We start from the raw sequence: 16,577 nt of genomic DNA on the forward strand, positions 1-16,577 counted from the left end.
ACGAGGCTGCCCCGACCCCAAATGATCTACACGACGCCCGGTCGTGATCTTCGTTACTGCCCGGGAGCCGTGGCACGATCGGGGCCAGTCGATCACGACGCCACATCAGGAGGCCCCGCAGATGACCCCGTCACCGGCCCGCAGTGCCGAGCAGCGCCGGCACGACACCCTGCACCGTCTGGACCACGACGTGGACGCCTGGGTGGCCACGGCCGACGGCGCCTCGGGCACGCCCTGGCTCGTCCCGCTGTCCTTCCTCTGGAACGGCTCCTACCTGCTGTTCGCCACTCCCGCCGCCAGTCCCACCGGACGCAACCTGGCCGCGAGCGGACGGGCGCGGGTCGGCATCGGGCCGACCCGCGACGTGGTGATGGTCGAAGGCACCGTCGAGACCGTGACCCCCGAGGAACTCCCCGAGCAGGACGCCGAGTTGTTCGCCGCCAAGACCGGCTTCGACCCGCGGGCGCTCACCACGCCGTACCTGTACTTCCGCGTCCACCCGCGGCGCGTCCAAGCCTGGCGCGAGGCCGACGAGTTGGAGGGACGCGACCTGATGCGCGAGGGCCGGTGGCTGCCGGCCGACTGATCCGGCCGGACGGGGATATCCGCAAGGTACGGGACGCGGGGCACGACCGCCCCGCGCCCGGAATCCTTCGGAGGAGACATGGCACTGGTCAACGCGGGCGTCGTGGTGCTCGACTGCGCCGAGCCCGAGAAGCTCGCCGAGTTCTACAAGGAGCTGCTGGGCGCGGAAGAGACCGAGGCGACCGCCAACCGGATCGAGATCAGGTCGGCCGACGGCTTCCGCATGGCCTTCCGCCGGGACGTGAACGCCACCCCGCCGAGCTGGCCCCGCCCCGAGAACTCCCTCCAGGCCCACCTGGACTTCTGGGTGGACGATCTGGACGAGGCGGAACGCGGTGTCGTCGAACTGGGCGGGCGCCCGGTGGAGGCGAAGGACGCGCTCGGTGTGCACGAGGAGCGCGGTTACTCCGACCCCTCGGGCCATTCGTTCACCTTGCGCCGTACCGCGCCGACGTCGCCCAAGCAGGGTTAGGGCCTGTCCGGCGGGGGCGGGTCAGTCCCGGCCGCCCTTGTCGGGGACCGGCCAGACGCCGGTCGAGCGCTGGATCGCCTTGGCGCCCGTGCGGTCCACCGCACTGCGCACCGCGGCGAAGATAGCGCCCTGGATCGCGGCGGCCAGCAGGATCTCGCCCCAGCCGCGGTCCGGGTCCAGGGCGTCGGGCGCGTCGTCCTCGTGCCGGATCATCTTCCAGGTCTTCTGGAACGTCATCCCGGCCAGCGTGCCGCCCAGCCAGCCGAGCGCGAACCCGACGGGCTTGTAGGCGAGGGGGAGCTTCTTCTTCTTCGTCTTCGCCATGGGAATCTCCTTGTTTCCTGTGCGCCGAATGGTCGTACGGACGTCCCGGATCAGGCCCTGCCCCGCACCGGCACCTCCTCGTCGGTGCGGACCGGCCCCGGTGGGGTGCCCCCGCCGAACGGCCGGCCGCCCAGCTCCTGCCGGTGATGGGGCGTGAGCCAGCCGGACCGGTCCGGGCCCAGGGGCACGATGGCGGTCGGGTTGATGCCGGTGTGCACCTGGTAGTAGTGACGCTTGATGTGGTCGAAGTCGACGGTGTCGCCGAAACCCGGCGTCTGGAACAGGTCGCGGACGTACCCCCACAGCACCGCGTTCTCGGCCAGCTTCCAGCGGTTGCACTTGAAGTGGCCGTGGTACACGGCGTCGAAGCGGACCAGCGTGGTGAACAGCCGGATGTCCGCCTCGGTGATCGTGTCGCCGACGAGGTAGCGCTGCCGCTCCAGGCGGGGCACCAACTGCTCCAGGCGCCGGAACACGCCGGCGCACGCCTGCTCGTACTCCTCCTGGCCGGTGGCGAAGCCCGCCCGGTAGACCCCGTTGTTGACGTCCTCGTACACACCCGCCATGACCTCGTCGATCTCGTCGCGCAGTGCCTCGGGGTACAGGTCGGGCGCGCCCGGACGGTGCAGGGACGACCATTCGGTCGCGAGGTCCAGGGTGATCTGCTGGAAGTCGTTGGTGACCAGCTTCCCGCTGGGCACGTCCACGATCGCCGGCACGCTCACCCCGCCCGGGTAGCCGGTCTCCCGCCGGTCGTAGGCCTCGCTGAGGTAGCGGATGCCGAGGACCGGGTCGCGGCCGTCCGGGTCCAGGGTGAACCGCCAGCTGCGGTCGTCCTGGACCGGGTCGGCGACCGCCAGGGACAGGGCGTCCTCCAGGCCGAGCAGCCGCCGGGAGACCAGCGCCCGGCTCGCCCACGGACAGGCCCGGCTCACCACCAGCCGGTAGCGGCCGGGTGCCACCGGCCAGCCGTCCCGGCCGTCCGCGGTGATCCGGTCAGCGAAGTGGCTCCTGGACCGCTTGAACGCCTTCCTGCCGTAGCCGCTGTTGCCGGGCGTCCCGCCGTCACCGCTCATGCCCCTGCCCTCCGGTCGTCCGTGTGCTCTGGTGGACGCGTTCCCCGTTTTCGGCCGTCGGCACTGGTGGGACCCGGCGGGCCACCCGCAAGGCGGGTGTGAGCCACGCGGGTGGGGGCAGTCGGCCTCTCGTGAGTGGGACGACGAGTGGGACAGCGAGTGGGACGGCCTCGAAGCGGACGCCGGAGCGGAAGACCGACCGCAGGACACGCGTCACCGTGCTGGTGGCCCTGGCGGCCAACCTGGTGATCGCCGTCGCGAAGGCGGTGGGAGGCTTCCTCGCGGGATCGCCCGCCCTGCTGTCGGAGGCGGCGCACTCGGTGGCCGACAGCATGAACGAGGTCTTCCTCCTCGCCGCGCTGCGCCGCAGCCGACGGCCCGCCGACCGTCGGCACCCCTTCGGCTACGGCAAGGAACGGTTCTTCTGGTCGCTGCTGGCCGCCGTCGGCATCTTCGTCATGGGCGGCTGCTTCTCCTTCTACCAGGGCGTCGCGGCCCTGCGCACCGGAGGGCAGGAGGAGCTCAGCGGCTACGTGGCCGGTCTGATCGTGCTCGCGGTAGCCCTGCTCGCCGAGGGTGGCTCCCTGCTGCGCGCCCTGTACCAGGTGCGGGGCCAGGGCGGGGTCGCCGCCGGTCTGCGGGACCCGGCGCTGCGCACGGTCGTCGCCGAGGACGGCACCGCGGTGCTCGGGGTGACCCTCGCCATGACCGGCATGATCCTGCACATGATCACCGGTCAGGTCGTGTGGGAGGCCTGCGCCTCGCTCGCCATCGGCGCGCTGCTCGTGTACGTGGCCTACCGGCTGGGCCGCGAGGCCCGCGACCAGCTGATCGGCGAGGCCGCCGACCCCGAGGCCAGCGGCCGGATCCGCTCGCTGCTGCGGGCGCAGCCGGAGATCGACAGCGTCGAGGCGCTGTTCACCATGAAGACGGGACTCGACTCCACCCTGGTGGCCGCCCGCGTCGACCTGATGCCGGGCCTGGACAGCGAGCGGGTGGAGGAGGTCGCCGTGCGCATCAAGCGGTCGATCGCCCACACCGTCCCCGAGGCGGAGCAGATCTTCCTCGACGTCACCGACCGGCGGGCGCGCGAGGCAGCGGAAAGCCCCGCCGCGACGGGGGAACGCGGCGGGGCCTGACCCACGTGTGCCCGGCCGGCGCCGGTCCATGCGCACCGGACCGGAAAACACACGCCCGCCCGGCTCAGCTCCCGCCGGCCGGTTCCAGCACGAAGACCGGAATCTCCCGGTCCGTCTTCTTCTGGTAGTCCGCGTACGGCGGATACGCCGCGACGGCGCGCTCCCACCACGCGGCCTTCTCCGCGCCCGTGACCTCACGGGCCGTCATGTCCCGCTTCACCGGCCCGTCCTGAAGCTCCACACGAGGTTCACCCTTGACGTTGTGGTACCACACGGGGTGCTTCGGCGCCCCGCCCAGGGACGCGACCACGGCGTACCGGCCCTCGTGCTCGACGCGCATCAGCGGTGTCTTGCGGATCTTGCCGCTGCGCGCTCCCCGGGTGGTCAGCACGATCACGGGCATGCCCGTGTCCAGCAGGGTCGTGCCCTTCGTACCGCCCGAGCTCTCGTACAGCTCGACCTGTTCGCGCACCCACTGCGTCGGGCTGGGTTCGTACTCGCCGTCCAGAGGCATGGCATCCGTCCCATCGTCACGTCGTACGGCTGACTGGCACCGTGGCCAACACCGGCCGGTGCCCGATCCAATCCCTACCCGCCGCCGCGCCCCGGTCCACGATCCGGCGCGCCGTCACCACGACGGAATCCGGCGCACCGCGACGGCGGGCGGGCGGCCCTATCGCGCCACGTCCGCCGTCCGCGGACGGTCCCGCGAGGGCACAGGTGTTCACCGTGCGGCGGCGCTACGGCGAACTCCGGCCAGTCCGTCCCCACCACCGATCTGGCCGAACTTGACGTCGTCGCATAGGTGCCCGGGGCATCTAATGAAGATCGGCACGACGCACACTTCGTCTGCGAGGTCTTCCATGACGGACACCGACACGACGACGGCCGGGAACGCGACGCGACCCGTCGCCTTCCCCCAGGACCGGACCTGCCCCTATCACCCGCCCGCCGCCTACGACCCGCTGCGCGCCACCCGGCCGCTGGCCCGCATCACCCTCTTCGACGGCCGCCCGGCCTGGCTGGTGACCGGACACGCCACCGCCCGCCGGCTGCTGGCCGACCCGCGGCTGTCCACCGACCGCACCCGTGACGGCTTCCCCGCCACCTCCGCCCGCCTCGCCGCCGTACGCCCGCGCAGGACCGCCCTCCTGGGCGTCGACGACCCGGAACACCGCGCCCAGCGCAAGCTGGTGCTGCCCGAGTTCACCCTCAGGCGCGCCACCGCCCTGCGCCCGCGCATCCAGCGGATCGTCGACGAACGGCTCGACGCGATGATCGCGCAGGGACCGCCCGCCGAACTCGTGTCGGCCTTCGCCCTGCCCGTGCCCTCGATGGTGATCTGCGCGCTGCTCGGAGTCCCCTACGCCGACCACGACTTCTTCGAGGAACAGTCCCGCCGCCTGCTGCGCGGCCCCGGGCCCGCCGACGTCCAGGACGCCCGCGACCGGCTGGAGACCTACCTGGGCGAGCTGATCGACCGCAAGCGGCACGCGCCCGGTGAGGGCCTGCTGGACGACCTCGTCCGCAAACAGGTGACCGAAGGCGAGTTCGACCGCGAGCAGCTCGTCGCCTTCGCCGTCATCCTGCTGATCGCCGGCCACGAGACGACCGCCAACATGATCTCGCTGGGCACCTACACCCTCCTCGGGCATCCCGGGCGCCTGGCCGAGCTGCGCGCGGACCCGTCACTGCTGCCCGGCGCGGTCGAGGAACTGATGCGCGTGCTGTCGATCGCGGACGGGCTGCTGCGCCTGGCCACCGAGGACATCGACGTGGACGGCACCACCGTCCGGGCCGGGGACGGGGTCGTCTTCTCCACCTCCGTCATCAACCGCGACGAGACCGTCTACCCCGACCCGGACGCGCTCGACTGGGACCGCCCGGCCCGGCACCACGTGGCCTTCGGCTTCGGCATCCACCAGTGCCTCGGCCAGAACCTGGCCCGCGCCGAACTGGAGATCGCCCTGGGCACCCTCTTCGAGAGGCTGCCCACGCTGCGCCTGGCCGCCCCGCCGCAGGAGATCCCCTTCAAACCCGGCGACACGATTCAGGGGATGCTCGAACTCCCCGTGGCCTGGTAGGAGGCTTGCGGACATGGACATCACCATCGACAAGGACATCTGCATCGGCGCGGGCCAGTGCGCCCTGACCGCCCCGGACGTGTTCGCCCAGGACGACGACGGGTACAGCACGGTGCGGCCCGGAGCGGAGGACGGCGGGGGCAGCGCCCTGGTACGGGAGGCGGCCCGGGCGTGCCCCGTCGGCGCCGTCAGCGTGTCGGAGCGGGTGGGCTGAGGCCGGGCCCGCCGACTCCCGCCCGTTCAGTAGGGTTCCCGGGTGAGCGAACAGACCCGGAAGCCGTTCCTGTACGTCGTCGTCTGCGCCGCCGGCGTGGCCTCCGGGGTCGGTGAGCTGATCACCGCCGCGCACGAGCGCGACTGGGCGGTCGGCGTCTTCGCGACGCCGGTCGCCCTGAACGGCTTCTTCGACACCACCGCCGTCGAGGCGCAGACCGGACGGCCCGTCCGGTCGGCCTGGCGCCGGCCCGGCGACCCGCGCCCCTTCCCGGCGCCGGACGCCGTGGTGGTCGCCCCCGCCACCTTCAACACGGTCAACAAGTGGGCCGCCGGGATCGCCGACAACCTCGCCCTGGCCACCCTGTGCGAGGCGTGCGGCCTCGGCGTCCCCGTCGCCGTCCTGCCGTGCGTCGCCGACGCGCTGGCCTCCCACCCCGCCTACCGGGAGAGCCTGACCCGGCTGCGCGGGACGGGCGTCCGCTTCGGCGACCCGTACGCGGGGGAGGGCGAGGACGGCGGCCGGCCCGAGTTCGCCTGGGAGCGGGCGCTGGACCTGCTCGAACGCGGCTGACCCGCCCCGCTTCGAGCCCGCACCAAGACGTACGCTCGCCCCTGGTAATGATGATCCCGAAGACAGGAGCAGCAACGATGCAGTACGTGAAGCTCGGTTCGACGGGCCTGGACGTGTCGCGGATCTGCCTGGGCTGCATGACGTACGGCGTTCCCGACCGGGGCACCCACGAGTGGACCCTCGACGAGGAGGCCTCGCGCCCGCTGGTCCGGCAGGCGCTGGAGGCCGGCATCACCTTCTTCGACACGGCCAACGTCTACTCCGACGGCACCAGCGAGGAGATCGTCGGCAAGGCGCTGCGCGACTTCGCCCGCCGGGACGACATCGTGCTGGCCACCAAGGTCAACGGCCGGATGCGGCCCGGACCCAACGGCGCCGGACTGTCCCGCAAGGCGATCATGACCGAGATCGACCACAGCCTCGCGCGCCTGGGCACCGACTACGTCGACCTCTACCAGATCCACCGCTTCGACCCGCACACGCCCGTCGAGGAGACGATGGAGGCGCTGCACGACCTGGTCAGGGCCGGCAAGGTCCGTTACATCGGGGCCAGTTCGATGTACGCCTGGCAGTTCTCCAAGATGCAGTACACCGCCGAGCGCCACGGCTGGACCAAGTTCGTCTCCATGCAGAACCACTACAACCTCCTCTACCGCGAGGAGGAGCGCGAGATGCTGCCGCTCTGCGCCGACCAGGGCGTGGGCGTGCTGCCCTGGAGCCCGCTCGCCCGCGGCCGGCTCACCCGCGACTGGGACACGGCCACCGAGCGCAGCGCCACCGACAACTTCGGCAGCACGCTCTACCAGGAGGGCGACCGGGCCGTGGTCGAGGCGGTCACCCGCATCGCCGGCGACCGCGGCGTGCCGCGGGCCCAGGTGGCCCTCGCCTGGCTGCTGCACCGGGACACGGTGACCGCGCCGATCATCGGGGCGTCGAAGCCGGGGCACCTCGAGGACGCCGTGGCGGCGGTCGAACTGGCGCTCACGGAGAAGGAGATCGAGGAGCTGGAGCGGCCGTACGCGCCGCACCCGATCGCCGGGCACTGATCCCGGCCGGTCACCGGTCCTGCCCCCGGACGGCTCAGGGGCCCGTGCCGGGTTCGAAGGCGGTGACCTTCACGGACGACTCGTTGCCGCCCACCGGGACCTCGCCGGCCGTCCACTTCACCTTGATCGGGTCGTGTTCGTCCGGCGGCGTGACCAGCAGCGCCGCCGGTGTGGCGGTGCGGGCGCCGCTGATCTGCGGGCTGGAGAACGACAGGCCCGCCCAGGCGCTCTTCCCCGGTGCCAGCGTGACCGTCTCCGGGGAGGCGGGTGCGCGTTCCGGGTCTGGGCCCAGCTGCTCGCCGGAGGCGTCGACGAAGGCGGCGCCCGGGTAGCCGTACAGGGTGCAGGTGCGCTCGGAGGTGTTGGTCAGGACGACCGGGAAGTTCCGCTGACCGGCTCCCGGGTCCACGCGGCCGACCTCGGCGCGCAGTCCGGAGGTGCGGCAGCGGCCGTCGGTGCGGGCGGAGGCGGACGCGGAACCGGCGGTGTCGCTCGGTGTCGCGGTCGCCGCCGGGGCGGTGGCGGTGCCGGACGCCGCGCCGGTGGCCGGACCGGTCGTGCGGGGAGCCTTGGTGGGCTGCGGGGCACTCGGCGTACCGCTTTCCGTTCCGCAGGCGCCCACCAGACCGAGGAGCGCGACCGCGCTCGCCAGCAGGGCGGTGCGGCGTACGGGCCGTGACGTGTTGGCCATCGCTTCTCCACACTCCCGTCGGTTCTCGCGCGGGACTGCCGCGCGGGCGGCACGGTAGGCCCCATGGGTTCGAGTGTCCCGCGGCACCGGCCGGGAAACGAGGGGCGCGCATTCCCCGGGGGCACTGCCCGGCGCCCGCCCGCGATCCACGGCGCGCGCCCCGCGGGTTCACTCCTCGTCGAGCAGACCCAGCTCCGCCCAGATGGTCTTGCCCTCGGTCGTGTGCCGGCTGCCCCAGCGCTGGGTGAGCTGGGCGACCAGCAGCAGCCCGCGCCCGCCCTCGTCCCAGGTCTTGGCCCGGCGCAGATGGGGCGCCGTGTGACTGGTGTCGGAGACCTCGCAGATCAGGGTGGCCGTGTCGTGGATCAGCCGCAGCCGGATGGGCGGGGAGCCGTACCGGATGGCGTTGGTGACCAGTTCGCTCACCACCAGCTCGGCGGTGAAGGACGCCTCCAGCAGGGCCCAGGAGGACAGTTGTTCGACGACCTGCTTGCGTACGGGGGCGACCAGCGACGGGTCGGCGGGGATGTCCCAGGTGGCGACCTGGCCGGCGGGCAGCCCCCGGGTGCGGGCCAGCAGCAGCGCCGCGTCGTCGGCGGCGCCGCCCGGCGGCAGCAGGGCGTGCAGGACCCGGTCGCAGGTCGCGTCCAGCGACTCGGCGGGCCCGGCGAGGGCCTCGCGCAGCAGCGCCTGACCGGCGTCGGCGTCCCGGTCCCGGCTCTCGATCAGCCCGTCGGTGCACAGCGCCAGCACGCTGCCCTCGCGCAGCTCCAGCTCGGCCGACTCGAACGGCAGCCCGCCCACCCCCAGCGGCGGCCCCGAGGGCAGCTCGATCTGCCGGGGCGGGCCGTCCGGCGGGACCAGGACGGGCGGCGGATGTCCGGCGCGGGCCAGGGAGCAGCGCCGCGACACCGGGTCGTAGACCGCGTACAGGCAGGTGGCGCCGACCTCGCCGGCGCCGTTGTCACCGGATTCCTCGGAGAGCCGGACGACCAGGTCGTCGAGGTGGGTGAGGAGTTCGTCGGGCGTCAGGTCGATGTCGGCGAGGGTGCGCACGGCGGTGCGCAGCCGGCCCATGGTGGCCGAGGCCTGGATGCCGTGGCCGACGACGTCCCCGACGACCATGGCGACCCGCATTCCGGACAGCGGGATCACGTCGAACCAGTCGCCGCCGACCCCGGAGCGCGCCGCCGGCAGGTAGCGGGAGGCGGCCTCCACGGCGGCGGTGGGCGGCAGCCAGCGGGGGAGCAGGCTGCGCTGCAGGGTCAGCGTCGTCTCGCGCTCGCGGGAGTAGCGGCGGGCGTTGTCGATGCAGACGGCGGCGCGGGCGGTGACCTCCTCGGCCAGCAGCCGGTCGTCGTCGGTGAAGGGGTACGGCCGCCGGAACCGCGTGAACACCGCGACGCCGAGGGTGGTGCCGCGGGCCTGCAGCGGCACGGACATCGTGGAGTGGATGCCGTACTCCTCGACCCGCCGGACCCGTACGGGGTCCCACTGACGCCACTGCTCCAGGTCGCCGGAGGGCACTGCGGCCACGATCGCCCGCCCGGCGGCCAGACAGTCGGCCTGGGGCGAGCCGGCCGGGTAAAAGTCCAGCCGGCCGGGCTCGGCGACGGCCTCCGGGCAGCCCGGGTTGACCGACTGGTGGGCCGAGCGGCGCAGGCCCACCGGTGGGGTGGGCACGGCGGGGGGTTCGTCCCCGTGCTCCTGCGGGTCCAGCAGGTCGACGCTCACGAAGTCGGCGAGCGTGGGCACGCACACGTCCGCCAGCTCCTGCGCGGTGCGGGTCACGTCGAGCGTGGTGCCGATGCGCACACTGGCCTCGTTGACCAGTTGCAGCCGCTCCCGCGCCAGGTGCTGCTCGGTGAAGTCGTGGGCGCTCACACAGATGCCGCGCACCCGGCCGTCGGTGTCGGTGAGGGGCGCGACGCGGGCGTGCCAGGCGTGGGCGCGGCTCTCCCCGGTGGCCTTGAGGTGGGTATGCATGTCGTGCCCGTGGCCGGTGGCGAGCACCTGGCGCATGTGCCGTTCGAGCTCCGTGTGCTGCGTCCGGCTGCCGATGTCGGTGGGGCGCAGTCCGCGCAGCCGGTCGGCCGGCAGCCCGAGCAGCCGTGCCATGGCGTCGTTGACGCCGCGCAGCCGGAGCCGGTCGTCGAAGATCATCGTGGCGCAGGGCGACTGGGTGAGGGCCGCCCTGACCAGCGGGTCGTCGGGGTGCTCGGGGCCCTGGTACAGCGGGGTCACGGCGAGCCACGTGCCCGGGCCGCCGTCCTCGGACGCTCTGCGGTGGGCGAGCACCCACACGGGCACCGCCCGCCCGTCGCGGTGCCGCAGCGTCAGGGTGCCGCTCCACCGCTCGTCGCCGGGGCCGGGCGCCGTGCCTTCCGCGCCGTCGGCCAGCAGCCCGGCCGCGGGGCGCCCCACGACATCGGCGGCCGCGTGGCCCAGCAGCAGTCGCGCGCCCTCGTTCCACTCCCGCAGGGTGCCGGAGTCGTCGACGACTGCGCGGGCCGTGGCGGCATCGTCGGACGGGTTGACCGGACTCATCGTCGCCACTCCATTGCGCACACCCACAGTGAACAGCGCGTCACCTGAGCCCAAGCGTAGTGCGTCCGGGGCCCGTACGGACCGGAACTGACGGTCTCGCACAGCCGGGAACCCGCCGTCCGCGGCCCGGAACCACCGAGCGGGCCGTGCCGCCCGGGACAGAAAGTGCTTTCCGTGCCCTTGACGGACGCGTGTGGCGGGACGTCAGAATCTGTTTGTTCACGATCAGTTGTGAGTACTTCTGAGCCCTGCCGGGCCTGATGAGGGAGATCCGTCATGACGGTCACACGCAGATCGGTCCTGATCGCCTCCGCCGCCGCACCGGCGGCCGGGGCCCTGCTGGGCGGCCCCTCGGCGTGGGCCGCGGACCCGACGGGAAGCGGTGCGGGTCGCGCCGCCGTCCCCCTGCGCGACGGCTGGCGCTTCCTGCTGGTCGACCCCGACGGCGCCGCCGAGGACCCCGCCGGTGCCGCCGACCCGGCGTACGACGACTCGGCGTGGCGCGAGGTCGCCGTGCCGCACGACTGGAGCATCGAGCAGACGCCCACCACCGAGCACGGCACCACCAGCGGCACCGGCTTCCTGCCGGGCGGACTCGGCTGGTACCGCCTCGCCTTCACCCTGCCGCCCGCCCTCACCGGCAAGCGGATCTCGGTCGAGTTCGACGGCGTCTACATGGACTCCGTCGTCCACTGCAACGGCCGGGAGGCGGGCCGCCACCCCTACGGCTACACGGGCTTCGCCCTCGACCTCACCGACCTGGTGCACACCGACGGCCGCACCGAGAACGTCCTCGCGGTCCAGGTCCGCAACCGGCTGCCGTCCAGCCGCTGGTACTCCGGCAGCGGCATCTACCGCGAGGCCCGCCTCGTCGTCACCGAGCCGGTGCACGTACGACGCTGGGGGACGTACGTCACCACGCCGCGGGTGAGCGAGGAGCGCGCCGTCGTCCGGGTGGAGACGAACGTCGTGAACACCTCCGGCACCTCCCGCGAGGTCGAGATCCGGTCGACGGTCGAGGACGCCGACGGGCGCACGGTCGCCCGCGCGGCCTCCACGGCCGACGTCACCGGCGAGGCGAGCGAGGTCCACGAACTCACCGTCACCCGCCCCCGCCGGTGGGACTTCGCGGACCCGCACCGCTACACCCTGCACACCGAACTGCGCGTCGACGGGCGGACCGTTGACACCTACCGCACCCCGTTCGGCATCCGCACCTTCCACGTCGACCCCGAAGAGGGCTTCCACCTCAACGGCGCGTACGCCAAGATCAAGGGCGTCGACCTGCACCACGACCTCGGCGCGCTCGGCGCCGCCGTCAGCATCGACGCGATCCGCCGCCAGATGACCATCATGAAGTCGATGGGCGTCAACGCCTTCCGCACCTCCCACAACCCGCCCTCGCCACAGATGACCGAGGTCTGCGAGGAGATGGGCATCATCATGCTCGTCGAGGCGTTCGACTGCTGGCGCACCGGCAAGAACCGCTACGACTACGGCCGGTTCTTCGACGAGTGGTGCGAGCGGGACGCCACCGAGATGGTCCTGGCGGCCCGCAACTCGCCCGCCGTCGTCATGTGGTCCATCGGCAACGAGGTCCCCGACTCCACCTCCACCGCGGGACTCGCCATGGCCGACCGCGTCATCGACGCCATCCGCGCCGCCGACGACACCCGCCCGCTCGTCATCGGCTCGGACAAATACCGCCGGATGCCCGCCCAGGGCTCCGCCGCCGACCTGATGCTGGCCAAGCTCGACGGACTCGGCCTCAACTACAACACCGCCAAGTCGGTGGACGACCTGCACGCGGCCTACCCGCACCTGTTCCTCTTCGAGTCCGAGTCGTCGTCCGAGACCTCCACCCGGGGCACCTACCAGGAGCCGGAGCACCTCAACACCGGCGAGAACCACACCCCGGGCAGGCGCGCCACCTCCTCCTACGACAACAACCTCGCCTCCTGGACCATGAGCGGCGAGTACGGGCACAAGAAGGACCGGGACCGGAAGTGGTTCGCCGGCCAGTTCCTGTGGTCCGGCATCGACTACATCGGGGAGCCGACGCCGTACGACGTCTTCCCGGTCAAGGCCTCCTTCTTCGGCGCGGTCGACACCGCCGGGTTCCCGAAGGACATGTACCACCTGTTCCGCAGCCAGTGGACGGACGAGCCGATGGTCCACCTGCTGCCGGCGACCTGGAACCACCGCGAGGGCGACACCGTCGAGGTCTGGGTGTACGCCAACGTCGGCACCGTCGAACTGTTCCTGAACGGCAGGTCCCTCGGCACCCGCGTCTTCGACACCAAGGAGACCGTCGACGGCCGCACCTACCTGGAGACCACCGAGGCCACCGGCGACGACAAGACCTTCACCGACGGCCCCTACCCCGGCAGTTACACCAGCCCCAACGGCAGCGCGGGCAAGCTCCACCTGACCTGGAAGGTTCCCTTCGAACCGGGCGAACTCAAGGCCGTCGCCCGGCGGGACGGACGCAGGGTCGCCACCGACGTCCTGCGCACCGCCGGCGCCCCGCACGCCGTACGCCTCACCCCGGACCGCGAGAGCGTCGCCGCGGACGGCCGCTCCCTGGTCTTCGTCACCGCCGAGGTGGTCGACCGGCGGGGCGTGGTGGTGCCCGGCGCCGAGCACCTGATCTCCTTCGACGTCGCCGGCGGCTCCCTTGCAGGACTGGACAACGGCCGCCAGGAGAGCGCCGAGCGCTACCAGGCCAGTACCCGCACCGCCTTCCACGGCAAGGCCCTCGCCATCGTGCGCTCCGGCACCCGGGCGGGCGCCCTCCGGGTGACCGCGCGGGCGGAAGGGCTGCGCACCGGCACGGTGAGCGTGCGCGCCAGGCGCTCCGAAGACCCGGCGACCACCCCGGCCCCCGCCTTCCGGCCGGACCACCCGGCGCCCGTGGACCACCCGCACGCCGACGCGAGCTACTCCGGCCGGCCCGACACCCTCCCCGCCGCGATGCTGGACGGCGACCCGGCCACCGGCTGGTCCAACGGCTTCCACAAGGCGGCCACCGCTCTGCTGCCCGCCTTCGACGGGGCCCGCGCCGAGGACTGGGTGTCGGTCGACCACGGCCGCCGGCGCACCTACGAAAGGGTCGAGGTCACGTTCACCGTGGACGCCGCGCACACCCTGCCCGCGACGGTCGAGGTCGCCGTCCGGAACGGCCGTGCCTGGCGCACGGTCGAGGACGTGCGGATCGACTGGGCCACCGCGTCCGACGAGCCGACCGTCATCACCTTCGACGCGGTACGCGGCTCCGGCGTCCGCCTCACCCTGACCAGCCGCCACCCCGGCGAGCCCAGGGGAGCGGTCCGCATCAGCCGCCTGGAGGCGCCCGCCGCCTGAGCCGTCGGGATCGGTCCGGACCGGAACCAGTCCCGTCCGGACCGTTGACGGCGTGTCATGTCTGCCACAAGCATGTCTGCGACCGGGTTTTGGGAGCGCTCCCATTCGGATGAACCTCATCCGGCGGACGCTCCTCTCCCACGGAGCGCCACTCGTACCTCCCCCGAGGAGCCCAGACGTGAAAAGACGCAGAACCGCGCTCGTCTCCCTGACCGCGCTGCTGGCGGCGGCCGTCACCGCGCTGCCCGCCGCACCGGCCGGCGCCGAGGAGACCGAGCAGGTCAAGAACGGCACCTTCGACAACGGCACCGAGTCCTGGTGGGCGAGCAGCAACGTCACGGCGGCCGTGACCGACGGCCGGCTGTGCGCCGACGCCCCCGGCGGCACGGCCAACCGCTGGGACGCGGCCGTCGGCCAGAACGACGTCACCCTGGTCGCGGGGGAGTCGTACCGCTTCTCCTTCACCGCGACCGGCACGCCCGCCGACCACGTGGTCCGGGCGATCGTGGGCCTGTCGGTGTCCCCGTACGACACCTACCACGAGGTCAGCCCGCAGCTCAGCGTCTCCGGCAACACCTACTCGTACACCTTCACCTCGCCCGTCGACACCACCCAGGGCCAGGTCGGCTTCCAGCTCGGCGGCACACCCGACGCCTGGCGGTTCTGCGTGGACGACGTGTCGCTGCTGGGCGGGGTGGCGCCCGAGCCGTACGTGCCGGACACCGGGCCCCGGGTCCGCGTCAACCAGGTCGGCTACCTCCCCGCCGGCCCGAAGAACGCCACCGTCGTCACCGAGTCGGCCTCGCGCCTGCGCTGGCAGCTGAAGAACGACCGCGGCCGGGTCGTCGCCCACGGCTGGAGCAAGCCGCGCGGTGTCGACGCCTCCTCCGGGCAGAACGTCCACTCGATCGACTTCGGCCGCTACAAGAAGCGCGGCGAGGGCTACACCCTGGTCGCCGACGGGGAGACCAGCCGCCCCTTCGACATCGGCACCGCCGCCTACGAGCGGCTGCGCACCGACTCCGCGAAGTACTACTACACGCAGCGCAGCGGCACCCCGATCAGCGACGAACTGCGCCCGGGGTACGGCCGCCCCGCCGGACACGTGGGTGTGGCACCCAACCAGGGCGACACCGAGGTGCCCTGCCAGCCCGGCGTGTGCGACTACACCCTCGACGTCTCGGGCGGCTGGTACGACGCCGGCGACCACGGCAAGTACGTCGTCAACGGCGGCATCTCCACCTGGGAGCTGCTCAGCACCTACGAGCGCTCGCTGCACGCCCGCACGGGCGAGCCGTCGAAACTCGGCGACGGCACCCTCGGCATCCCCGAGAGCGGCAACAAGGTGCCGGACATCCTCGACGAGGTCCGCTGGGAGCTGGACTTCCTGCTGAAGATGCAGGTGCCCGAGGGGCAGCCGCTGGCCGGTATGGCCCACCACAAGATCCACGACGAGGCGTGGACGGGCCTTCCGCTGCTGCCGAGCGACGACCCGCAGAAGCGTGAGCTGCACCCGCCGACCACCGCGGCGACCCTCAACCTGGCCGCGACGGCCGCGCAGGCGGCCCGCCTCTACCGCCCCTACGACCGGGAGTTCGCCGCGAAGGCGCTCGACGCGGCCCGCACGGCGTGGACGGCGGCGCTGGCCCACCCGGACGTGCTCGCCGACGAGAGCGACGGCATCGGCGGCGGTGCCTACCCCGATGCTCAGGTCGACGACGAGTTCTACTGGGCGGCGGCCGAGCTGTATCTGACAACGGGGGAGCGGGACTTCAAGGAGTACGTGCTGAACTCCCCGGTCCACACCGCCGACATCTTCGGCCCGCTCGGCTTCGACTGGGCCCGCACCGCGGCGGCGGCCCGCCTGGACCTGGCGACCGTCCCGAACCGGCTCCCCGGCCGGGACAAGGTGCGCCGCTCCGTCGTCCAGGGCGCCGACACGTACCTGGCCACGCTCAAGGCCCACCCGTACGGCATGCCCTACGCCCCCGAGGACAACGTCTACGACTGGGGCTCCAGCCACCAGATCCTCAACAACGCCGTCGTCCTCGCCACCGCCTACGACATCACCGGCGCCTCGAAGTACCGTGACGGCGCGCTCCAGAGCATGGACTACATCCTGGGCCGCAACGCGCTGAACATGTCCTACGTGACCGGCTACGGCGAGGTCAACGCGCACAACCAGCACAGCCGCTGGTACGCCAAGCAGCTGGACCCGACGCTGCCCGCCCCGCCCGACGGCACCCTGTCCGGCGGACCGAACTCGAACATCCAGGACCCCTACGCCCAGAGCAAGCTCCAGGGCTGTGTCGCCCAGTTCTGCTTCATCGACGACATCCAGTCCTGGTCGACCAACGAGCACACCATCAACTGGAACGCCGCACTGGCCCGGATGGCCTCCTTCGTGGCGGACCAGGGCTGATCGCACACCCGCCCCGCCCGCCTCCTGCGGTACCGCTGCAT

At 72.5% G+C, this 16,577-nt stretch carries 14 protein-coding genes; 9 read left to right on the forward strand and 5 right to left on the reverse strand.

Annotated elements, in window-relative coordinates; translation table 11 throughout:
• Positions 1-121 precede the first annotated feature (121 nt).
• The gene (locus AMK11_RS18945) at positions 122-586 is read left to right on the forward strand and encodes a pyridoxamine 5'-phosphate oxidase family protein (RefSeq protein WP_073728641.1); all 465 of its coding nucleotides are present in this window, start codon (positions 122-124) and stop codon (positions 584-586) included.
• Between the two features lie 78 nt (positions 587-664).
• On the forward strand, positions 665-1,057 hold the full coding sequence (locus tag AMK11_RS18950; protein WP_073728642.1) for a VOC family protein: 393 nt from the start codon (positions 665-667) through the stop codon (positions 1,055-1,057).
• Positions 1,058-1,078: 21 nt separating this feature from the next.
• Here the strand turns inward: AMK11_RS18950 and AMK11_RS18955 are convergent, their stop codons facing one another.
• Both AMK11_RS18955 and AMK11_RS18960 read right to left on the reverse strand, forming a co-directional pair.
• Complete coding sequence (locus tag AMK11_RS18955) at positions 1,079-1,381, reverse strand: DUF4235 domain-containing protein (RefSeq protein ID WP_073728643.1); 303 nt, start codon at positions 1,379-1,381, stop codon at positions 1,079-1,081.
• Positions 1,382-1,431: 50 nt separating this feature from the next.
• On the reverse strand, positions 1,432-2,457 hold the full coding sequence (locus tag AMK11_RS18960) for a glutathione S-transferase family protein (RefSeq protein ID WP_073728644.1): 1,026 nt from the start codon (positions 2,455-2,457) through the stop codon (positions 1,432-1,434).
• Between the two features lie 218 nt (positions 2,458-2,675).
• Between AMK11_RS18960 and AMK11_RS18965 the strand changes: the two genes are divergently transcribed.
• Positions 2,676-3,596 (forward strand): cation diffusion facilitator family transporter, encoded by a 921-nt coding sequence (locus AMK11_RS18965; RefSeq protein ID WP_073728645.1) that lies wholly within the window; start codon positions 2,676-2,678, stop codon positions 3,594-3,596.
• Positions 3,597-3,660: 64 nt separating this feature from the next.
• On the opposite strand, the gene AMK11_RS18970 is transcribed toward AMK11_RS18965, so the two are convergent.
• Positions 3,661-4,110: a nitroreductase family deazaflavin-dependent oxidoreductase gene (locus tag AMK11_RS18970; protein WP_073728646.1), complete on the reverse strand. Its 450-nt coding sequence runs from the start codon at positions 4,108-4,110 to the stop codon at positions 3,661-3,663.
• Positions 4,111-4,459: 349 nt separating this feature from the next.
• On the opposite strand from AMK11_RS18970, the gene AMK11_RS18975 reads away from it, so the two are divergent.
• The 4 genes from AMK11_RS18975 (at position 4,460) to AMK11_RS18990 (ending at position 7,513) form a co-directional block, all read left to right on the forward strand.
• Positions 4,460-5,680, forward strand: a complete 1,221-nt coding sequence (locus tag AMK11_RS18975) for a cytochrome P450 (protein ID WP_073728647.1) — start codon at positions 4,460-4,462, stop codon at positions 5,678-5,680.
• A gap of 13 nt (positions 5,681-5,693) precedes the next feature.
• Positions 5,694-5,894 carry a ferredoxin gene (locus AMK11_RS18980; RefSeq protein WP_073728648.1) on the forward strand — a complete coding sequence of 67 codons (201 nt, stop codon included), beginning with the start codon at positions 5,694-5,696 and terminating at the stop codon, positions 5,892-5,894.
• Positions 5,895-5,936: 42 nt separating this feature from the next.
• Entirely contained in the window at positions 5,937-6,467 is a 531-nt protein-coding gene (locus tag AMK11_RS18985; protein WP_073728649.1) for a flavoprotein, read from the forward strand.
• Between the two features lie 77 nt (positions 6,468-6,544).
• Positions 6,545-7,513, forward strand: a complete 969-nt coding sequence (locus tag AMK11_RS18990) for an aldo/keto reductase (RefSeq protein WP_073728650.1) — start codon at positions 6,545-6,547, stop codon at positions 7,511-7,513.
• Positions 7,514-7,547: 34 nt separating this feature from the next.
• On the opposite strand, the gene AMK11_RS18995 is transcribed toward AMK11_RS18990, so the two are convergent.
• Together AMK11_RS18995 and AMK11_RS19000 are read right to left on the reverse strand one after the other, a co-directional pair.
• The gene (locus tag AMK11_RS18995) at positions 7,548-8,204 is read right to left on the reverse strand and encodes a DUF4232 domain-containing protein (RefSeq protein WP_073728651.1); all 657 of its coding nucleotides are present in this window, start codon (positions 8,202-8,204) and stop codon (positions 7,548-7,550) included.
• Between the two features lie 168 nt (positions 8,205-8,372).
• Positions 8,373-10,751, reverse strand: a complete 2,379-nt coding sequence (locus AMK11_RS19000) for a SpoIIE family protein phosphatase (RefSeq protein WP_073728652.1) — start codon at positions 10,749-10,751, stop codon at positions 8,373-8,375.
• Positions 10,752-11,027: 276 nt separating this feature from the next.
• Here AMK11_RS19000 and AMK11_RS19005 point away from each other — a divergent pair, with 276 nt between their 5' ends.
• On the forward strand, positions 11,028-14,114 hold the full coding sequence (locus AMK11_RS19005; protein ID WP_073728653.1) for a glycoside hydrolase family 2 TIM barrel-domain containing protein: 3,087 nt from the start codon (positions 11,028-11,030) through the stop codon (positions 14,112-14,114).
• 178 nt (positions 14,115-14,292) lie between these two features.
• Complete coding sequence (locus AMK11_RS19010; RefSeq protein WP_073728654.1) at positions 14,293-16,536, forward strand: glycoside hydrolase family 9 protein; 2,244 nt, start codon at positions 14,293-14,295, stop codon at positions 16,534-16,536.
• The last annotated feature ends 41 nt before the right edge of the window (positions 16,537-16,577 follow it).

Origin of the sequence: Streptomyces sp. CB02414, from assembly GCF_001905385.1 — a bacterium.
Taxonomy (GTDB): Bacteria; Actinomycetota; Actinomycetes; order Streptomycetales; family Streptomycetaceae; genus Streptomyces.